20 protein-coding genes and 2 pseudogenes are annotated in these 18,805 nt (G+C 41.3%); 4 read left to right on the top strand and 18 right to left on the bottom strand.

The features are described 5' to 3' along the window. Positions 1-4 precede the first annotated feature (4 nt). Positions 5-301, bottom strand: coding sequence for a post-transcriptional regulator (locus ACZ5XR_RS20910; RefSeq protein WP_464498368.1), 297 nt, complete (start codon positions 299-301; stop codon positions 5-7). 135 nt (positions 302-436) lie between these two features. Here ACZ5XR_RS20910 and spoVB point away from each other — a divergent pair, with 135 nt between their 5' ends. Further along, entirely contained in the window at positions 437-1,987 is a 1,551-nt protein-coding gene (gene spoVB / locus ACZ5XR_RS20915; RefSeq protein WP_464498369.1) for a stage V sporulation protein B, read from the top strand. Between the two features lie 36 nt (positions 1,988-2,023). On the opposite strand, the gene ACZ5XR_RS20920 is transcribed toward spoVB, so the two are convergent. Beyond that, the gene (locus ACZ5XR_RS20920) at positions 2,024-2,683 is read right to left on the bottom strand and encodes a DUF421 domain-containing protein (protein WP_464498370.1); all 660 of its coding nucleotides are present in this window, start codon (positions 2,681-2,683) and stop codon (positions 2,024-2,026) included. Positions 2,684-2,916: 233 nt separating this feature from the next. On the opposite strand from ACZ5XR_RS20920, the gene ACZ5XR_RS20925 reads away from it, so the two are divergent. After that, positions 2,917-3,273 carry a TIGR04086 family membrane protein gene (locus tag ACZ5XR_RS20925; protein ID WP_464498371.1) on the top strand — a complete coding sequence of 119 codons (357 nt, stop codon included), beginning with the start codon at positions 2,917-2,919 and terminating at the stop codon, positions 3,271-3,273. Positions 3,274-3,318: 45 nt separating this feature from the next. Here ACZ5XR_RS20925 and yajC read toward each other — a convergent pair whose 3' ends face one another. From yajC to ACZ5XR_RS20970, 9 genes are all read right to left on the bottom strand, one after another. Continuing rightward, complete coding sequence (gene yajC / locus ACZ5XR_RS20930; RefSeq protein WP_464502395.1) at positions 3,319-3,642, bottom strand: preprotein translocase subunit YajC; 324 nt, start codon at positions 3,640-3,642, stop codon at positions 3,319-3,321. A gap of 22 nt (positions 3,643-3,664) precedes the next feature. Further along, positions 3,665-4,804 carry a tRNA guanosine(34) transglycosylase Tgt gene (tgt, locus tag ACZ5XR_RS20935; protein WP_464498372.1) on the bottom strand — a complete coding sequence of 380 codons (1,140 nt, stop codon included), beginning with the start codon at positions 4,802-4,804 and terminating at the stop codon, positions 3,665-3,667. A 27-nt stretch (positions 4,805-4,831) separates the two neighbouring features. Then, positions 4,832-5,860 carry a tRNA preQ1(34) S-adenosylmethionine ribosyltransferase-isomerase QueA gene (gene queA / locus ACZ5XR_RS20940; protein ID WP_464498374.1) on the bottom strand — a complete coding sequence of 343 codons (1,029 nt, stop codon included), beginning with the start codon at positions 5,858-5,860 and terminating at the stop codon, positions 4,832-4,834. A gap of 15 nt (positions 5,861-5,875) precedes the next feature. Further along, positions 5,876-6,082: a DUF2905 domain-containing protein gene (locus tag ACZ5XR_RS20945; protein ID WP_464498375.1), complete on the bottom strand. Its 207-nt coding sequence runs from the start codon at positions 6,080-6,082 to the stop codon at positions 5,876-5,878. Further along, positions 6,079-7,080: a Holliday junction branch migration DNA helicase RuvB gene (ruvB, locus tag ACZ5XR_RS20950; protein ID WP_464498376.1), complete on the bottom strand. Its 1,002-nt coding sequence runs from the start codon at positions 7,078-7,080 to the stop codon at positions 6,079-6,081. The genes ACZ5XR_RS20945 and ruvB overlap by 4 nt, the downstream gene beginning before the upstream one ends. A 12-nt stretch (positions 7,081-7,092) precedes the next feature. Continuing rightward, positions 7,093-7,704, bottom strand: a complete 612-nt coding sequence (gene ruvA / locus ACZ5XR_RS20955) for a Holliday junction branch migration protein RuvA (RefSeq protein WP_464498378.1) — start codon at positions 7,702-7,704, stop codon at positions 7,093-7,095. Positions 7,705-7,920: 216 nt separating this feature from the next. After that, complete coding sequence (locus tag ACZ5XR_RS20960) at positions 7,921-8,469, bottom strand: BofC C-terminal domain-containing protein (protein WP_464498379.1); 549 nt, start codon at positions 8,467-8,469, stop codon at positions 7,921-7,923. Between the two features lie 127 nt (positions 8,470-8,596). Continuing rightward, entirely contained in the window at positions 8,597-9,286 is a 690-nt protein-coding gene (locus ACZ5XR_RS20965; RefSeq protein WP_464498381.1) for a YhcN/YlaJ family sporulation lipoprotein, read from the bottom strand. Positions 9,287-9,385: 99 nt separating this feature from the next. After that, positions 9,386-10,378: a phosphotransferase gene (locus tag ACZ5XR_RS20970; protein ID WP_464498382.1), complete on the bottom strand. Its 993-nt coding sequence runs from the start codon at positions 10,376-10,378 to the stop codon at positions 9,386-9,388. Between the two features lie 1,277 nt (positions 10,379-11,655). On the opposite strand from ACZ5XR_RS20970, the pseudogene ACZ5XR_RS20975 reads away from it, so the two are divergent. After that, positions 11,656-11,793, top strand: a pseudogene (locus tag ACZ5XR_RS20975) (hypothetical protein); the annotation flags it as partial. 176 nt (positions 11,794-11,969) lie between these two features. On the opposite strand, the pseudogene safA reads toward ACZ5XR_RS20975, so the two are convergent. The 3 genes and pseudogenes from safA to nadB form a co-directional block, all read right to left on the bottom strand. Beyond that, a pseudogene (gene safA, locus ACZ5XR_RS20980) lies at positions 11,970-12,134 on the bottom strand (SafA/ExsA family spore coat assembly protein); the annotation flags it as partial. A gap of 184 nt (positions 12,135-12,318) precedes the next feature. Further along, the gene (gene nadC / locus ACZ5XR_RS20985; RefSeq protein WP_464498383.1) at positions 12,319-13,167 is read right to left on the bottom strand and encodes a carboxylating nicotinate-nucleotide diphosphorylase; all 849 of its coding nucleotides are present in this window, start codon (positions 13,165-13,167) and stop codon (positions 12,319-12,321) included. Next, entirely contained in the window at positions 13,136-14,716 is a 1,581-nt protein-coding gene (gene nadB, locus ACZ5XR_RS20990; protein WP_464498385.1) for an L-aspartate oxidase, read from the bottom strand. The genes nadC and nadB overlap by 32 nt, the downstream gene beginning before the upstream one ends. 166 nt (positions 14,717-14,882) lie before the next feature. On the opposite strand from nadB, the gene ACZ5XR_RS20995 reads away from it, so the two are divergent. Further along, on the top strand, positions 14,883-15,422 hold the full coding sequence (locus ACZ5XR_RS20995; RefSeq protein WP_464498386.1) for a 3H domain-containing protein: 540 nt from the start codon (positions 14,883-14,885) through the stop codon (positions 15,420-15,422). Positions 15,423-15,490: 68 nt separating this feature from the next. Here ACZ5XR_RS20995 and pheA read toward each other — a convergent pair whose 3' ends face one another. The 4 genes from pheA to ACZ5XR_RS21015 all read right to left on the bottom strand — a co-directional run bounded on the left by pheA (position 15,491) and on the right by ACZ5XR_RS21015 (position 18,775). Continuing rightward, positions 15,491-16,342 (bottom strand): prephenate dehydratase, encoded by an 852-nt coding sequence (gene pheA, locus ACZ5XR_RS21000; RefSeq protein WP_464498387.1) that lies wholly within the window; start codon positions 16,340-16,342, stop codon positions 15,491-15,493. Positions 16,343-16,414: 72 nt separating this feature from the next. Continuing rightward, positions 16,415-16,870: an ACT domain-containing protein gene (locus ACZ5XR_RS21005; RefSeq protein WP_464498388.1), complete on the bottom strand. Its 456-nt coding sequence runs from the start codon at positions 16,868-16,870 to the stop codon at positions 16,415-16,417. A 25-nt stretch (positions 16,871-16,895) separates the two neighbouring features. Continuing rightward, entirely contained in the window at positions 16,896-18,185 is a 1,290-nt protein-coding gene (gene obgE, locus ACZ5XR_RS21010; protein WP_464498389.1) for a GTPase ObgE, read from the bottom strand. Between the two features lie 53 nt (positions 18,186-18,238). Further along, positions 18,239-18,775, bottom strand: coding sequence for a Spo0B C-terminal domain-containing protein (locus ACZ5XR_RS21015; protein WP_464498391.1), 537 nt, complete (start codon positions 18,773-18,775; stop codon positions 18,239-18,241). Positions 18,776-18,805: the final 30 nt, after the last annotated feature.

Raw genomic sequence — 18,805 nt, forward strand, 5'->3', positions numbered from 1 at the left:
GGTTCTATTTTAACAACTCTTTCCAACCATTTTCGTCCTCAAACGAGAATTTAGGAGCCTTATAAGCTTCAATTGTGGCGAAACTCATATAATCACTTACCTTAACAGCTAATATATCCCGTATTACTTCGTGCAATAGCATTTCTTCCTTTACCTTTTTCCATTTCTTCCTTTGTAAAAAATCCCATAAACCGCTTACCGTTACAGAATTATAGCCAAGTAAGCAAAATTCTGAAATTTTACTCACCAAAGCAGGTTCAACCTGGGTGCGAAAACGATCGTTTGCATGACTGTTTTCCATCTATTTAACCCCCCATATCACATTGGCAATTAATTTGTTTGTTTAAAAGTGATTCTGCTTGTCATGCTTTGTCCACCCTTATGCATATAGTTAATTGTATATGAATTCTTCTTTTTTGAGAAGGTGGGAAGTTGAATGTCGAAGTTTTTACGAGGGACTTTCATCCTATTAATTGCCGGCCTGATTACAAGGGTACTCGGATTTATTAATCGGATTGTCATAGCTCGAAGTATTGGTGAAGAGGGTGTAGGCCTATATATGATGGCTTTTCCTACCTTTATTCTTGTCGTTACGATTACGCAGCTTGGCCTGCCCGTTGCGATATCCAAAAATGTTGCAGAAGCAGAAGCAAAAGGAAATTATGCAGAGATAAAAAAAATACTTGTGGTCTCATTAGCCACAACAATTACGTTATCATTTATCTTTACACCAGCTTTATTTTTTCTGGCCCCTATTCTTTCGACTACGTTGTTCACCGACCCGAGAACTTATTATCCATTAGTCGCCATAGCACCAGTTGTTCCTGTTATCGCTGTCTCATCTGTATTAAGGGGCTATTTCCAAGGTAGACAAAACATGAGGCCATCTGCGAATTCACAAATATTGGAACAATTGGTTCGAATCACCTTAATTGCAGTTTTAACGAGAGCATTTATCCCTTATGGCATTGAATATGCAGCCGCTGCCGCTATGGTGGCATCCGTCATTGGCGAGCTTGTCTCCCTTATTTATTTACTGACCGCATTTAAGTTAAAAAAACGCTTTAAGCTAAGGAAAGACTTTTTTAAATTCGTTCATGCCGGAAAAACTACTTTTAAAGAATTAATGGATATTGCTTTACCGACAATGGGAAGCAGGATGATTGGATCGGTTGCCTGGTTTTTCGAACCGATTGTTGTCGCCCATAGTTTAGCTCTTGCCGGCGTCATTGCAGTGGAAGCAACGAAACAATATGGCGCTTTAACCGGTTATGCCATGCCATTATTAATGCTTCCATCCTTTATCACCTTCTCGTTAGCAACGTCGCTCGTGCCGGCGATCAGTGAAGCAAATTCACAAAACAACCATAAATTGATTGAATACCGGGTACAACAAGCTTTACGATTTGCCTTTTTATCGGGCGGACTAGCTGTTATTGTCCTTTATGTCCTTGCTGACCCGCTTATGAAACTTATGTATGGATCAACAAATGGCGCGTTTTTTATTCGGTTAATGGCACCCTTCTTTTTATTTTTTTATTACCAGGGTCCACTGCAGGCAGTGCTCCAGGCTTTAAATCTTGCTCGAGCAGCAATGATTAATAGTTTAATTGGGGCAATCGTTAAAACCGTGGTGATATTTTTACTTGCCTCCCAATCCTCGTTCGGAATTAACGGAGCCGCATTAGGAATAATTGTCGGATTTGTCTTAGTGACAGTCCTTCATTTTGCAACTGTCTTAAAAAAAATCGCCTTTACCTTCTATATACGAGAATATTTGAAAGCCTTTATTGTCATGGGGGCATCGGGCTGGGGAGGATACTGGTTATTCCAGCATTTCCTTGTTAAAGAACATTTGGCTATCAGAGTTTTAACATCAGCATTTGCGATGTCCCTCTGCTATATTTTGATGCTGCTAATGTTTGGCCTTATTAAGAAAGACGATCTAAAACGAATTCCTATAATCAAAAATTTTATTGCAGCTTAAATGTAGAAGAAGACAGCATTATGAGCCTGTCTTCTTTCATTCATCCTGCAAATCAATAAAGAACTTCCCATTCTCATAGCTGCAAAAGGAAATCTTTTTTAAGTCGCGATATCCTTTTTTTTTCAGCTCCTGACGCAACCAAAGATTGGTTTTATTAATCCTTTTTAAATTTTCTTCATCGATTGCCCCATCCATAATTAGCGGAATGGTGATGTCGCCATTTTTTTTCGGCTTTTTGGGATCCTGTAATTTTTCAATCACGGATAATGTTCCAGATGCTTCTAAAATCGCAAATTCAACGTCTGCGATGCTTCGTATATCCTTCTCTCGCAATTGGGACATTAAGTCATCAAAATTGTAGCGCTGCTTCCTCATCGCCCTTTCATCAATTTTCCCTCTATTGATAATAATGCTTGGTTGTCCATCAACAAGATTGCGAAATCGCTTGCTTTTTAAGGAAACCAAGGCAAGGACAATTTGAATAATCATTAATAAGATCATTGGCAAAATGGTATGAAAAAGAGGATCCTTGGTATTTTCAATGGAAATAACGGCCATTTCACCAATCATAATAAAGATCACCAGATCTAAAATACTTAATTCACCGATTTCCCTTTTTCCCATCAGCCGAAAAATAACCAGCATAACAACATATAAAACTACCGTCCGAATCGCAATATTCAAATAGATTTCCACAGCATGTCGCCCCTTTTATTACATTCAAATATATTGTTTGTAATTCCCCAAAAATAACAAGTGGGATAATATTCCATAAAAAACGATTGGATTTTTTGATTCTAACTTTATACGTCCAAGAATATGCTTGTACTAGGAATGCTCTGCTTTCTTTCATTTGAGAAATAAGCAGAAAAAACAAAGACTAAAAGGGGGAGAGTAAAATAGAATCAAAAAGCTTTGGTACATCTATTTTGTACGGGTTAATTTTTATCTTCGCTTTTGCAGCTATTAGCAGCCTGATTGTTTCTCTAATTCTGAGATTTACATCCACTCGGGAAGTTTCCATGCAATACATTATCACCGCTGTGTCTTTTATCGCTTTATTCGGTGGTGGATTTTTATCGGGAGGTAAACGAAAAGAAAGAGGCTGGCTAATCGGTGGAGTTACCGGATTAATTTACTCATTCATTGTTTTTATGTTCCAATATTTAGGCTATGATCGCCTTTTTAACGGTGAGCAGGTTATCTATCATACCTGTTATACCCTGATTGCGATGATGGGTGGAATTCTTGGTGTTAATATTGCATCCAATAATTCTCGTTCATAATGAAAAAAAAGGAAGCCATTGATGTTTGGCTTCCTTTTAGGTGGTTTATTTTTTTTCTAGCACGACTTCTTTCGAAGCTTCTTTTGAAGCTTCTTTTGAAGTTTCTTTGCTTCCTTCGGTTACTTCACGAACAGCATTTCTGTCAAATGTAAGACGGCTGCCGTCTCCACATTTAATCACTGCTTTATTGTCATCAATCGAATCGATAAAGCCATGCAGACCACCAATCGTTACTACCTTATCACCCTTTTTCAATTCCCTTTGCATTTGCTGAACAGCCTTTTGGCGTTTTTGCTGCGGGCGAATTAATAGGAAATAAAATAACACAAACATTAATAATAATGGAAGTATTGTACCTATATTTTGCATCATGTTTCCCTCCTTTCATCTATTAGAAATTTTTCGCGTTTGGCTTATTAAAGCCATAACGCTCAAAAAATTCTTCTCTAAAATCACCCAGCCGGTCTTCCATAATTGCTTGTCTGACCTGCTCCATTAATCTTAACAGAAAATAGAGATTATGGTAAGACGTTAAACGAATTCCAAATGTTTCTTCACAGCGAATCAAGTGACGAATGTAAGCCCGCGTATAATTTCGGCATGTATAGCAATCACAGTTCTCATCAAGCGGTCCAAAATCTCTCGCGTATTTGGCGTTTTTCACGACAAGCCGGCCGTTGCTGGTCATTAGTGTCCCATTTCTCGCAATCCGCGTTGGCAAAACACAATCAAACATATCAATTCCGCGAATGGCTCCGTCGATTAACGAATCCGGTGACCCTACTCCCATTAAATAACGCGGTTTATTGTTTGGCAGCAATGGTGTCGTAAATTCCAGCACACGATTCATCACATCTTTTGGTTCGCCAACCGATAAACCACCCACCGCATAACCTGGAAAATCAAGAGAAACTAAGTCTTTCGCGCTTAGCTTCCTTAGCTCTTCATACTCTCCCCCTTGAACAATTCCAAACAAGCCTTGATCCTCGGGACGCTGATGGGCATTCAAACAGCGCTCTGCCCATCTCGATGTTCTTTCCACTGATTTTTTCATGTATTCAAAGGTAGCCGGGTATGGCGGACATTCGTCGAATGCCATCATAATATCAGAACCTAGGGCATTTTGGATTTCCATTGCTTTTTCAGGGGATAAAAATAATTTGTCGCCATTTAAATGATTGCGAAAATGAACCCCTTCTTCTTCAATTTTGCGGAATTCACTTAAAGAGAAAACCTGAAACCCGCCTGAATCCGTTAATATCGCACGATCCCAATTCATAAATTTATGCAGTCCGCCCGCTTCCTTTACAATCTCATGTCCAGGGCGAAGCCATAAATGATAGGTATTGCTCAAAATAATTCCTGCACCCATTTCTTTTAAATCCTCAGGTGCCATTGTTTTTACCGTTGCAAGTGTCCCAACCGGCATAAAGGCTGGTGTATCGAACGAACCATGCGGGGTATGTACTCTGCCAAGCCTCGCTCCCGTTTGTTTACATGTTTTGATTAATTCATAGCGAATAGCCGTCAATGCATATTCTCCTTCCTAATGCTTTACCTAGATAATCAACATTGCATCGCCAAAGCTGAAGAAGCGATACCGCTCACTAACAGCGGTGTTATAGGCGTGAAGTATATTTTCTCTCCCTGCCAAGGCGCTGACAAGCATAATCAAAGTGGATTTAGGCAAATGGAAATTCGTAATCATCCCATCAATTGCCTTGAATTCATATCCAGGATAAATAAAAATACTTGTCCAGCCGCTGCCAGCTGCAAAGGTGCCATCGCCTTCGGAAGCGATTGTTTCTAATGTTCTCGTTGAAGTGGTGCCGACGGTAATGATTCGCCCGCCATTCTCCCTTACTTCATTTAGGAGATTAGCCGTTTCTTCTGTAACCGTATAAAACTCGGAATGCATATCGTGCTCAAGGACATCCTCCACACTGACCGGTCTAAAGGTTCCAAGCCCAACATGTAAAGTGATAAAGGCAACATGAACGCCCTTTTCCTTAACCTCATTTAACAAGTCTTCCGTAAAATGAAGCCCTGCCGTTGGTGCTGCTGCAGAACCTGGTTCGCGTGCATAGACCGTTTGATAGCGGTCGCGGTCTTCCAGCTGTTCTTTTATATAAGGCGGCAGAGGCATCTCGCCTAATTGATCGAGAACCTCATAAAAAATCCCCTCATATTTAAAATCAAGTACTCTCCCGCCGTGATCTGCTTCAGCCGTGCAGACAGCTGTTAAGAGTCCGTCTCCAAACACAATCTCGGTGCCGGTTTTTACTCGTTTCGCTGGCTTTATGAGTGTTTCCCACTGGTCGCCTTCCAGCTGCTTTAATAAGAGCACTTCGATTTTGGCACCTGTATCTTGTTTCACGCCAAAAAGGCGTGCAGGCAGCACCTTTGTATCATTTAATACAAGGCAATCCCCTTCACGCAAATATTCACTGATATTTTTAAAAATCTCATGTTTTATTTCGCCTGTTTCTTTATTTAATACCATCAATCTGCTGTCTGTTCTGGTTTTTAACGGAACTTGAGCAATTAATTCTTCTGGCAAATGAAAATCAAACAAATCTACTTTCATGAAATTAACACACCTTTATCTAAATCTTCCGAGAAAATGAAATATCACGGATAATATGATGCTTACTATTATGGATGTAATAATAGGGAAATAAAAAGTAGTATTCCCTTTTTTAATAACAATATCTCCCGGCAGCTTCCCAAGGTGCAAAAACGGCATCAAGAAACCAATGACAAAAATAATGGCTCCAATAATCATCAGCGTTTTTGATAAACCCGTCACTTTTTAGGCACCTCCATGCCAAAATGATGATAAACCGCCGGTGTCACTACTCTGCCGCGCGGCGTTCTTTGTAAAAAACCAATTTGCAGTAAATAGGGTTCATACACATCTTCGATGGTTTCTGCTTCTTCTCCGATTGAAGCGGCAATCGTATCAAGACCCACAGGTCCGCCGCGGAATTTTTCAATAATTCCTTTTAGCAGTTTGTGGTCAATATGATCAAGTCCAAGTCGGTCCACCTGAAGGAGCTCGAGCGCTTCCTTGGCGAGCAGGATATCAATTGCACCGTTTCCCTTTACTTGGGCAAAATCCCTGACCCGTCGGAGCAGTCGATTGGCTATTCGGGGAGTCCCCCTTGCTCTTCTGGCAATTTCAGCTGCGGAAAGCATGTCAATTTGGGTTTCAAACAAATCTGCCGTGCGGAGCACAATATTTTTTAGTTGGTCTTCCTTATAATACTCGAGACGGCTCAAAATTCCAAATCGGTCCCGTAATGGTGCTGAAAGGGAGCCGGCCCTTGTTGTAGCCCCGACAAGGGTAAAGGGCGGCAAGTCAAGCCTTACAGAGCGGGCACTAGGGCCTTTGCCAATCACAATATCAAGGCAAAAATCCTCCATCGCAGGATACAATACCTCTTCAATCGTCCTCGGCAGCCGGTGTATTTCATCAATAAATAGAACATCCCCAGGCTCGAGTGCCGTAAGGATGGCGGCTAAATCCCCCGGCCTTTCAATCGCAGGTCCTGATGTTGTCCGAATATTAACGCCCATTTCATTGGCAATAATAATCGCCAATGTCGTTTTCCCGAGACCTGGCGGGCCGTATAACAAGACATGGTCCAATGTTTCCTTCCGTAGTCTTGCCGCTTCAATAAAGATCCCCAGATTCTCCTTAACGGAATCCTGTCCAATATACTGCTTGAGGTTTTGCGGTCTTAAGCTTTGTTCAAAGCTGATTTCGCTTGCGTCTGCTTCATTAGAAATTAGTCTTTCTTCCATGAATCGATCACCCTATTTTAAAAGCCGCTGCAGGGCTTTTTTAATGTATTGGTCTGTTGAAAGCTGTTCTTTTCTAAGTTCAGGGGAAATCTTTTTAATTTCTTTTTCCGAATAGCCCAGGGCTTTCAAAGCAAGAATGGCTTCCTCAAAAGCCTCCGTGCTTGATGGCTTCTGTTGGGCAAATTGTTCCGCATTAAATAAGTTCGGAAAATAATCCGGAACTATATCCTGTAATTTCCCTTTTAGGTCCAATATCATTTGGCGGGCTGTTTTTTTCCCGACTCCCGGAAACTTAATAAGAAAGCTTTCGTCTTCATTCTCAATCGCCGTGACCACCTGCTGGACTTCCCCGGAAGCAAGGATCGCAAGCGCTCCCTTCGGCCCAATTCCGGAAACATTTAATAATTTTGTAAAGAGCCGTTTCTCTTCTCTTGTTGTAAACCCGTATAAGGCCATCGTATCTTCCCGGACATAATGGTAGGTATAAACGGTAACCATGCTATTCAATTTACTTGAATAGATAAAGGGATTGGGCGCCCCAATTTGATAGCCGATACCATTATTTTCAATGACCACGTATTCAGGACCGACAAATTCAACGGTTCCTTTGATAAATTCAAACAATTTGATTCTCTCCCCCAGTTTGACTGTATTTCATTCTACCATAATTTCGAGGGAGGTGAAGAAAATAATCAGCGGATTCAGTGATTCGCTAATAGAAATCAATAATCCGCTAATAGAAAGTTTAAATTCGCTAATAAACATCAAAAATTCGCTAATAGAAGATTAAAACCATAAAAAAACAGGCTGATTTGTTGATCAGTCTGTTTTATACAACAGTTAATTTTTGATGGAATATGGCTTAAATGTTTCTAACACTTCGACATAGCGGTCTTTCGTTTTAATTGGTATACCGTGAAGAAGCTCTTCTTGTTTTTTGCTTTCCAGCTTTTTAATATCTATTTGAAAAAAGGATTGAATAATTCGATATCGGTCTGGCCTTCCATTGAAAATGGTTAATACACCATCATGCGTGATTCCAAAGTAACCATTGGCTTTCAGTAATGGAGAAATGTCATCAATATTTTTTCGAAAAACAAGCTTGGATTGGTCTATGCCTGTCAATTGCCATTGATCATACTTTGCCCAAAAGTTTTCCAGTGACCAGCACGTTTCATTAACCATTTCTTCGCTGACTTCGCCATCCAAATAGGATCTTTTTAGAATAACCTTCAAGTGCAGAGGTTCCTTCTGTAGCTGTTGATGGTTATCTAGTTGTGAAGCGGAGCCAAGGATGTCTATGCCTGGAGCAATTCCAGAAAACAATAGGAGGGTTACTATAGTAATCGTCAAACAAATTCGAGATAATGCTTTCCAATCGAACCTCATGCAAAATCACCTCTTTTTGTTTAAAATAATCATATTTTACACTACTAGTTTAGCCTTTTTTTGCCTATTTATCCTTCCGAAAAAGAAAATGATGAAAGGGCAAAGCAGATTCGCTTTGCCCTTACTATTATGGTTTTAATTTACCTTTAGGTAGATGACTGCTTCTGTCTCGGCTGAAGATTCCTTCGTCTGTCACAACTCTAACGGTTTTGCCGTTTACATATGGCTTTACTGCTTTTTCGACAGCTTTCTCTGTTTCCTTGGCCCGGCTGTAATCGACCAAATCAATTGAAATTAGCACCGAATTACCATAGATCACGGACTTAACATCCTTAACATTATTAACAGCTTCTGCTTTCTGCTTGATTTTATCAGATATTTTTACCAGCTCTACTCGTCCGGTATGAAAACCCTGATTCCCAATATTCTTATTCAAATGACCATGATAATTGGCATCGCTCATACTGAAACGATTATCCCTTTGAAAAAAGTTATGGTCATGGTCGGCAAGTGGTACGGTGGGATTGATGGGGTTCCCATTTTTGTCCCGGGTTTGCAGCATCCTTTGTTCTCGCTGCTTTTGGGTATAGCCTTCAGTCCCCAGCGTGTGGTCCATCATTTCCGTTAAAGGACCATCATTGTCTGTAAATCCAAAACCGTTATCCGGATGATTTTCATTGGAGTAGTAGCCAACGGGCTGTAGTGAGTTATTGACATTCTTCTGTTTTATTCCTGTCCGATCATTATTTGCTGCACAGCCAGCAAGTCCAAAAATCATCACGGCCGAAAGAGGTATCATCCACTGTTTCTTGTTCAAGCGAAAAACCCCCTAGTTAACATCCTGGAGCATGATATACATGCCCATTATTAGGGTGTTACGTATAAGGGGTTTTCATTCTGCCAGAAACGACCAAAATTACACCATTTTCATTAATGTATCAACGAATTTTTTTCGGACATAAAACTGTCCGATCGTTAGCTCCATCACCGATTTAACTTTTTTTGGGTCTGTATAGGTTTTATGACGAATAATCCGATTCCATTCACGGAAAATATCTGCAGGATACCCTAAGGCATATAAAAAAGCTTTTTCATCCATCAATTCCTGAATTTGTTTGAACGAGACGAGGCGATCCATGGACCAGTCCATATACGGTAAAATCCTGTTCGCGTATTGTAATAGATCCAATGCAGCCGGACCAATACTAATTAAATCAAAATCAATAAGTTTTAATACTCCAGATTCATCCCGTATAAAATTGTGATGGGCAACATCACCATGGAGGATCACATAGGGCTCCTCATTGAAAAATGAGGAATTCTTCTCCATTCCGCCTATGGACCAGTCTGCCCATTCACTCATTTCTGAAAGAAAGGGTTCATTCATAAAATATTTCAAAATGGATTGATTATTTAAAAAAATCTGGTGTCTTTCTTTCCATTTATCAATCAGGTTTGCCTTTGACAGCAACGTTCGATAACGCGCTTCAAATGTGGACGTGACCTTGTGAAAATGCGTTAATAGTTCCAAACCGTCAAGGCGATTTCTTTGCGTATGATAAGAAAAGGGAGCTTTATGCGGCTCAATGTATTCAATGACACCAAAATATGAACCCTCAAAAAAAAGCGGTCCTTTTACAGGCTGGAAAACAAATGAATAAGTTTCCTTAAAACCTTCTTTTTTTAAGGTCGTTGTGAAAGCTTCTTGAAGCCTGAGTTTGTTATTGGAGTGATACCCCTTAACAATGTAAGTATTTTTATTGGTTTTTAACAAAAAAACTAATTTTCTTAATGGCACCATCATGATGATTTTTTCATAAAACCGTGTGCGAAAATAAGAGAGGAGACGATCAAAATAAGTATCGTCTCCGTTATTGTTAACCGTTTTGTTCATTGCTTTCATCTTCATAGCGCGGCATCCCGTATGGACTTGCTCCAGGTCCAATCCCATATGGATTCATAAACGGAGGCTGCGCCACATTCCCCCCTGTGTATGGTGCACTATAAATTGGAGGTGTCGGCGGAACAAATTCAGGCGGTACCGCAGCAGATGCAGGTGCTCCGCAGCCGCAATCCCCGCCGGATCCTACCGGTAATCCTTGTACTCCATATCCGAGAGCTGCTGGTGCGATTTCCTCACCCGTTACCATCGGGCCCTCCATTTGCGCGTATCCGTATGGTATTTGGCCATAGGGATGAACTGCTGGTGTGGAATAACCGGTGCCTGGCACCCCAGTCGGTCCAGCGGGAAATGCTCCTGGAGCTGTTCCTGGAAAGCCTGCTGGAGTTCCTCCTGGGAAGCCTGCTGGAGCTCCTCCTGGGAAGCCTGCTGGAGCTCCTCCTGGGAAGCCTGCTGGAGCTCCTCCTGGGAAGCCTGCTGGAGCTCCTCCTGGGAAGCCTGCTGGAGCTCCTCCTGGGAAGCCTGCCGGAGCTCCTCCTGGGAAGCCTGCTGGAGCTCCTCCTGGGAAGCCTGCCGGAGCTCCTCCTGGGAAGCCTGCTGGGGCTCCTCCTGGGAAGCCTGCTGGGGCTCCTCCTGGGAAGCCTGCCGGTGCTCCTCCTTGGAAACCTGCTGGAAAACCTGTAGGCGCTGTTCCTGGATAGGCTTCTGAATAGCCCATTGGTGGTACTGCCCCAGGATAACCCGTTGGCTGATATGCTGGAGTTTGTGCTCCAAATGCCCCTCCTGGATAACCAGGATTCATCATTGGCATTTGCGGCATAAATGATGAAGATTCATCATCAAAATGATGTGGAAAATACCCCGGAGCGCCGGCCATTGGACCTACTGCTGGCCCAGCTGGCACATAACCTGGTGCTGTTGGCATATAGCCTGGTGCTGCCGGTACATTGTAGCCAGGATATGCAGCACCTTGAACATGAGGATACGGCATATATGGTCCAGGGAAATATTCCAATGGCGGACAAAATCCTGGTCCTGGCATGACCGGTGTAATTGGTACACACGGCTGCTCCATCACAGGTGCTTCCACTGGCGGTACTACATTTGGCATCACATTTGGCATCACATTTGGAGCTATATTCGGTTCTTTAACAGGTGCTTCCTTAACTGGCGCTTCTTTGACTGGTGCTTCTTTAACTGGTACTTTTACTTCAGGAAGGATATTAGCTGGTTTCGGCGGCAGGTTGGGTTGAACAGTCATATTTGACATGTTCATCATATAATAATTGTTTATATCAATTTCAGGAACGACTGGCAGAGGCATTTTTGGAGTATATGGCACGTTTGGCGGTACATTTGGGACCACATTTGGTATTTCTTTAACTGGTGCTTCCTTAACTGGTGCTTCTTTAATTGGCGCTTCTTTAATTGGCATTTCTTTTTTTGGAGCTTCTTTAATCGGCATTGGGACCGGTTTCTCTTTGACAAACGGTTGCTCAGCAATCGGCATTTCTTTCTTTGCCCCTAAATTAATTGCAGTTCCCGGATTAGATCCCACTGGGTTTCCTTTTTTAACCATTCCACCTGATGTTGGGACTTTTACTTTCATACCGGGCATAATCATATCAGGGTTGCTGAGCTGTGAATTCATCTTTTTCAGCTCTTCAAAATTCACGCCGTACTTCTTGGCGATCTTCCAAAGAGTATCCCCTTTCTGTACGATATGGATCTTCACTCTGATTTCCCTCCTATGGCATAAGTCCATATAGTGTATGTGAAAATGGGCAAAGTGCTAACCTTCTTCAAAAAAACTTATGCTTTTTTTTTGAAAAATATGAATTGGATATTTTCATTAATTTTTATAAAAAAATAGATGCAATCGAAAAATTGCATCTATCTCCATTATTTATGAATTTATCAGCATTCGATCTAACGCCAAGATGGTCCTATTATTCCACTTCTTCGTTCCATTTCACTTTTACACTGATATCCAATGCTTTATATGAATGGGTTAAGAAACCGAGCGAAATATAGTCAACGCCAGTATCACGGTAGGAAGCAAGATTGCCCAATTGAATTCCGCCTGAGGCCTCGGTTATAATTCCGGCAGGTACCAATTGAATCAATTCCTTAATTTCATCCGGTGTGCGATTATCGAACATAATGATGTCAGCACCTGCATTTACAGCTTCCTTTACCTGTTCTTCCGTTTCAACTTCCACTTCAATCTTCACCATATGACCAGCTTTTGAACGGACAGCTTCAACCGCCGCTACTATTGAACCGGCAAAGGAAATATGATTGTCTTTAATCATCACCCCATCATATAAGCCAAAGCGGTGATTATAGCCCCCGCCACAGCGTACGGCATACTTTTCAAACATTCGCAGGCCAGGAGTCGTTTTTCTCGTATCACAAATTTTTGTATGACCGCTGTCCAAGGTTGTAACTGCTTTTTGAGTTTGGGTGGCAATCCCGCTCATCCTTTGAATTAAATTGAGAATGACCCGCTCCCCTTTTAATAAGTCAGCTATTTTTCCTGAGACGTGTGCAAGCTGCTGGCCGTATTCAATGGACTCCCCGTCCTTCACAAATACTTGGGTAGTCACTTGACTGTTTAACAGCTGAAAACCTGTTTTAATAATTTCTTCGCCACAAAAAATGCCATGATCCTTTGCAAGAAACACAATTTCACCCATAGTGTCGTCTGCAAAAATCAAATCTGTGGTAATATCCTGTTCACCGATATCTTCAAGAAAAAATTTTTCAAGTTGCGAGCGCAGTTTCAACGTGTTCATGTTTTTTCTCCATCTCCTGTTTATGTTTATGAATGATTGTTTTTGTTAACCAATTTCCATCATCTTCAAAAGGAAAATCGCTCCTAAAGTGACCACCGCGACTTTCAGTTCTCCTTAAGGCAGAATTGGTAATAAGTTCAGCTATGATTACCATAAATATTTTTGTTAAATCTGCAGCAGAAAAGGAATCTATATGGCTTACCTGATGAACCTTAAATTGTTCCAGCCAGTGCTTTTGTTTTTTAAGGGTAACTTCATCGCGAACAATTCCGACTCTTTCCATCATCAAATCTTTCAGTATGCTAATTTCTGGAAGAATAACATGATTTTGCGAATCGAAAGGAATAAATTGATCCGGTTCTAAAATAAATCCTCTTCTCGGCTGAGCGTTTATCCATGCAGATAAGTGTTTCCCCTGGTACAATCCCTCTAAAAGGGAGTTGCTGGCTAAACGGTTTGCCCCGTGAAGGCCTGTACAGGCAGACTCGCCGATGGCATATAGCCCTTCAATGGAAGAACGTCCGATTAAATCCGTCTTGATTCCTCCCATTAGAAAATGACTCCCTGGTGCAACAGGAATTTTTCCATCTGCTAAACAAATACCATTCTCTTTACACTTAATGGAGATGGAAGGAAATCGCTGCTCAAAATTTTCTATTCTACTAATATCTAAAAATACTTTACTTCCATTTTTTAAGTATTGATATATTTTTTGAGAGACTACATGTCTTGGAGCCAAATCTTTTAATGGATGTACTCCCTCCATAATCCGCTTGCCATCTTCAGTAACAAGGATGGCTCCTTCTCCTCTAACAGCTTCGGAAATTAACCCCTTTGTTTCACCGTCAATGTATAAGAGTGTCGGGTGAAATTGAATAAATTCCATATCCGCTATTTCTGCTCCGGCTAAATAGGCCATCGCAATTCCGTCTCCGCAAACAGTCTCCGCATTGGAGGTATAGCTATATAATTGACCGCAGCCGCCGGTCGCCATAATGACGTGAGTTCCGAGATACGTCTGGATTGTCCCATCTTGCCTTTTTGCTTTTACACCGATACAGCGATTTTTCTTCGAATTTAGAATAAGTTCATATGCAAAGACGTTTTCTTCGATGGTAACATTTTCATGAAGGCAGCTAATGAGATATTCCATTACATTCTTACCGGTTGCGTCCCCGCCGCTATGAACAATTCTTTTTTCACTATGGGCTCCTTCCATCCCTAAAGATAAGTCTCCATGTTGATCTTTATCAAATACATCTCCGTTTTGAGCAAGCTCTTTTATAAGAGCAGGAGCTTCGTCGATGATTTTCTGGACGGTTTCATGGTTATTGTGAAACCTGCCGGCTTCAAGGGTATCAACAAAATGTCTTGACGAATGGTCGGTGGGTCCGATGGCAGCGGCAATTCCGCCTTGGGCCAAGTAGGAATTTGCTGTCCTCAGTTCACTCTTTGTGAGAATCCTCACATTTAAGTCCTTATTTAAATTTATAGCTAATTGTAATGCTGCTACTCCACTTCCAATAATTAAAACATCATCATTTATCATATGTTAACCTCCTGGATTAACAGCTGTCTTGACATCTATATTTACATAGAATTAAACTAATTACAAGTGTTTTTCAATTGGAAAAAGCTATAAAGGTGTTTCCGTTATTTAATTTCACCGTTATGGTAAAATAAAAGGCAATGGGAATAAAAGTAGGAGGATTCATATGGCGGATCAAAAGAAAGTTTTGGGGGAGGAACGGAGAGCCTTCATTTTACAACAGCTGAAAGACAGTCCTCTACCGATTACGGGCAGTGAATTAGCAACGAAAGCAAATGTGAGCAGACAAGTTATCGTCGGGGATATTACCCTTTTGAAGGCTAAAAATGAGCCTATTATTGCAACCAGTCAAGGATATATGTTTCTGCATCAGGCTGCAGGTACACCAATGATGGAGCGGACCATTGCCTGCCGCCATACTCGGGAAGAGACGGAAAAGGAACTAAATTTATTGGTTGACCAGGGTGTCACCGTAAAAGATGTACGGATTGAACATGCCGTTTATGGTGATTTAACCGCATCCATCATGGTTTCCAATCGAGCAGAAGTAAAACAATTTTTGGAAAAAATTCAAAACACAAATGCTGCCTTTTTATCAGAATTAACAGACGGCATCCACCTTCATACCATTGCAGCTCCAAGTGAACATGCATTAAATAAAGCTGAAGCCGCCCTAAAAGCAGAAGGCATTTTGATGGAAGCATAAAAAGAAGGGTAAAAAGAGGGGTCAGTCCCCCATTGCGTTAACGCAATGGGGGACTGACCCCTCTTTGTTTAGTTTAAATCAACCAAATACGATGGATAGCTTCCGAGTATCTTTACGCCACAGCCTAACGCTTCTAATTCGGCGACTGCTCCAGGTATTAATATCTCATCCAGCATCATTTCTAGATCTATAATGAAGAAATAATTGCCAATGCCTGTTTTCATCGGCCTGGATTCGATTTTTGAGAGGTTTATTTTCCGCCATGCAAAGGCTGACAGCACTTGATGGAGGGCACCGGCATAATCGGACGGGAGGGTAACCATTAAGGTTGTTTTAAATTTAGGATGTTTCAATGAATGAAAATAAATTTTCTTTTCTGAAAGAATTAAAAAGCTAGTATGGTTGTGATCAAAGTCATGGATGTTTCTTTGGACAATAGCCAGCCCATATTCCGTTGCGGCCAATTCATTGGCAATGGCTGCACCTTGCAATTCAGGCTGTTCCATAACCATTCTTGCCGCTGCCGCTGTGGAGGAAACACTTTCATGCGGCACCCCTTTAAACCTTGTATGTAAAAATTTATGACACTGGGCAATGGCATGTGAATGGCTGTAGATTTGCTTTACATTCTGCCAATTCCCCATGTTAGCGGGATGAACCATGAAATGCTGTTGGATTGGAATCGTGATTTCTCCAACGATGGGGATATCAACAACATGTGTTAAATAATCCAGCGTGATATTGACAGAGCCTTCAAGTGTATTTTCAACTGGCACAACGGACAGGTCAACTTTTTGGTCGACAACCGCATCCATACATTCCGGAATTGTCCGGAAAGGCTCAAGTTCTTCTCCTGAAAAAGCTTTCTTCACCGCTAATTCGGTGAATGTAGCTTTTGGACCTAAAAAACCAACCTTCACTTTCTCCCACTCCAATCCTATTTTTTGTCTATAAAAGAAAGCTCCGGTCCAGACGGACAAAGGAATAAATCCTTATGCCCCTGTTCCCAGAACTTCCACTTTCTCTACAAATTCAAGCTTTCTTAATTCATTCAGTAAATCATCTATTTCCATAAGGATATTGGATGTATTTAAAGAAAGGGTAACATTCGCTCTACCCTGTAAAGGAATCGTTTGGTGAATGGTTAAAACATTGCAGCCCGACGAAGCAACTACACTAAGCAATTTCGACAGTGTGCCTGAACGATCTTCTAAATGAAAAAAAAGCGAAACTAATTTTTCTTTTACGATGGTTGAAAAAGGAAAAACGGTGTCCCGATACTTGTAAAAGGCGCTCCTGCTTAAATCAACCCGCTGCACGGCTTCCGCAACGGATTCCACTTTTCCTCTATCCAGCATTTCCTTTACTTCAAGTGTTTTCCGCATCGCTTCTGACAAAACATCCTCGCGAATCAGGAAAAACTTATTTTCTGATTTATCCCTTTTCATTTCTCTCACTCCTGCTGCGAAAGGGCTACTCGATAAATTCAAATTCAAAGTCTAACAATTTGACAATATCCCCATCTTTTGCACCTTTTTTTCTAAGAGCATCGTCGACACCAAGACCGCGAAGCTGTCTTGAGAATCTTCGAACAGATTCTTCTCTAGAAAAGTCAGTCATCTTAAATAGTTTTTCAATTTTCTCACCTGAGACGACAAATGAACTGTCAGGGTCTCTTGTAATCGTAAATGCCTCTGGATCCGTTTCATGCTTGTATAGAACCCGGTGAATTCCAGTCTCTTCTTCTTCATGCTCAAGCGGAAACTCCGGAGTCTCTTCTATTTTGTCAGCAACAGCAAACAATAAATCGCGCAAACCCTTTCTGGTTACAGCGGAAATAGGGAAAATTGGATAATCCTCTTGAAGCTGCTCTTTAAATTTTTGCAAATGCTCCTCTGCCTCTGGCATATCCATTTTATTGGCAACGATAATTTGCGGGCGCTCAGTCAATCTTAGGTTATATTCTTGTAATTCTTTATTAATCGTCAGGTAATCTTCAAATGGATCCCTGCCCTCTGTTGCTGCCATATCAATGACATGGACAATCACTCGTGTCCGTTCAATATGACGCAAGAATTGATGCCCCAGTCCGACACCTTCGTGGGCACCTTCAATTAATCCTGGAAGATCGGCCATTACAAAGCTTCTGTTATCCTCTGTTTCCACCATGCCTAAATTTGGAACAATCGTCGTGAAATGATATTCAGCAATTTTAGGTTTAGCAGAAGAAACAACTGAAAGTAAAGTCGACTTTCCAACACTAGGAAAACCAACAAGACCGACATCTGCCAAAAGCTTTAATTCCAAAATGACATCCCGTTCCTGACCAGGTTCTCCATTCTCCGACAGCTCCGGAGCAGGATTTGCTGGTGTGGCGAAACGAATATTGCCTCTGCCGCCGCGGCCTCCTTTAGCGATTACTGCCCGTTGTTCATGTTCGACAAGATCAGCGATAACCTCTTTCGTATTCGCGTCAATGACGACTGTACCAGGTGGCACTTTAACGATCATATCCTTTGCGTTTTTCCCGTGCATGCTTTTCGACATGCCATGCTCTCCGCGAGGCGCTTTGAAATGACGCTGATAACGGAAATCCATCAGCGTGCGTAAGCCTTCATTAACCTCGAAAATGACATTGGCGCCTTTGCCGCCGTCACCGCCAGCCGGTCCTCCGTTTGGCACATATTTTTCACGACGGAATGCGACCATTCCATTGCCGCCATCTCCGCCTTTTACATATATTTTGACTTGATCTACAAACATGTTTTACCTCCCGCAGATATCACTACGAGTAACGCATTATTTTTATGCCTTTATTAGAGAACGGGCATAAATATTTCTAATGCGAATTCGTTTTCTGTGAATTCCTTCACCACTAAGTTAATGGATTCTGATTTTTGGTCTTTCAAGTATTGCTCAAATTGTTCTTTTTTGCTTATTATTCCGCTAAAATCAAAAAAGAAACTAACACCGCCAGTTTTTACTTCGATCGTAATCGATAAATGATTTTCACCAAATGGCTCAACGACTGAATTTAATTCAGAAAAAAAGGAACTCGTCCATTTTGTTACCAATGAATCATCTATCTTCAAAGAATCTGTATCAGTAAGAACCTCATATTCAAGCTGAAAATAATAATTTTCCCAATTGGATTTAAGGAGCAATGCAGCAAACAAGGTCATTTGCAAGTTTGAAAGCTTAGCTTCCTGTTGTGTATCCATGATAATTTCATCGATAATTTTTTTTGCACTGTCAACTCGGTTTAAATCCAAGTTCCCTTTAATTAACTGCAGCCGATTTAACCAATCGTGCCTTGAATGCCGAAGCACCTTAACGATATCCCAATCCTTCATTACCCGCACTCCTACAATAATTGTCCGAAA

The sequence above is a fragment of the Neobacillus sp. Fa239 genome (assembly GCF_055395235.1).

Excerpts from the sequence above, each read along its gene's own strand:
- ACZ5XR_RS21015 (WP_464498391.1), bottom strand. The coding sequence starts at position 18,775 with ATGAAGGATTGGGATATCGTTAAGGTGCTTCGGCATTCAAGGCACGAT.
- ACZ5XR_RS20995 (WP_464498386.1), top strand. The coding sequence starts at position 14,883 with ATGGCGGATCAAAAGAAAGTTTTGGGGGAGGAACGGAGAGCCTTCATT.
- ACZ5XR_RS20970 (WP_464498382.1), bottom strand. The coding sequence starts at position 10,378 with ATGAAGATGAAAGCAATGAACAAAACGGTTAACAATAACGGAGACGAT.
- queA (WP_464498374.1), bottom strand. The coding sequence starts at position 5,860 with ATGAAAGTAGATTTGTTTGATTTTCATTTGCCAGAAGAATTAATTGCT.
- nadC (WP_464498383.1), bottom strand. The coding sequence starts at position 13,167 with ATGAACACGTTGAAACTGCGCTCGCAACTTGAAAAATTTTTTCTTGAA.
- spoVB (WP_464498369.1), top strand. The coding sequence starts at position 437 with ATGTCGAAGTTTTTACGAGGGACTTTCATCCTATTAATTGCCGGCCTG.
- nadB (WP_464498385.1), bottom strand. The coding sequence starts at position 14,716 with ATGATAAATGATGATGTTTTAATTATTGGAAGTGGAGTAGCAGCATTA.
- ACZ5XR_RS20910 (WP_464498368.1), bottom strand. The coding sequence starts at position 301 with ATGGAAAACAGTCATGCAAACGATCGTTTTCGCACCCAGGTTGAACCT.
- obgE (WP_464498389.1), bottom strand. The coding sequence starts at position 18,185 with ATGTTTGTAGATCAAGTCAAAATATATGTAAAAGGCGGAGATGGCGGC.
- ruvB (WP_464498376.1), bottom strand. The coding sequence starts at position 7,080 with ATGGAAGAAAGACTAATTTCTAATGAAGCAGACGCAAGCGAAATCAGC.
- ACZ5XR_RS21005 (WP_464498388.1), bottom strand. The coding sequence starts at position 16,870 with ATGAAAAGGGATAAATCAGAAAATAAGTTTTTCCTGATTCGCGAGGAT.
- ACZ5XR_RS20960 (WP_464498379.1), bottom strand. The coding sequence starts at position 8,469 with ATGAGGTTCGATTGGAAAGCATTATCTCGAATTTGTTTGACGATTACT.
- yajC (WP_464502395.1), bottom strand. The coding sequence starts at position 3,642 with ATGCAAAATATAGGTACAATACTTCCATTATTATTAATGTTTGTGTTA.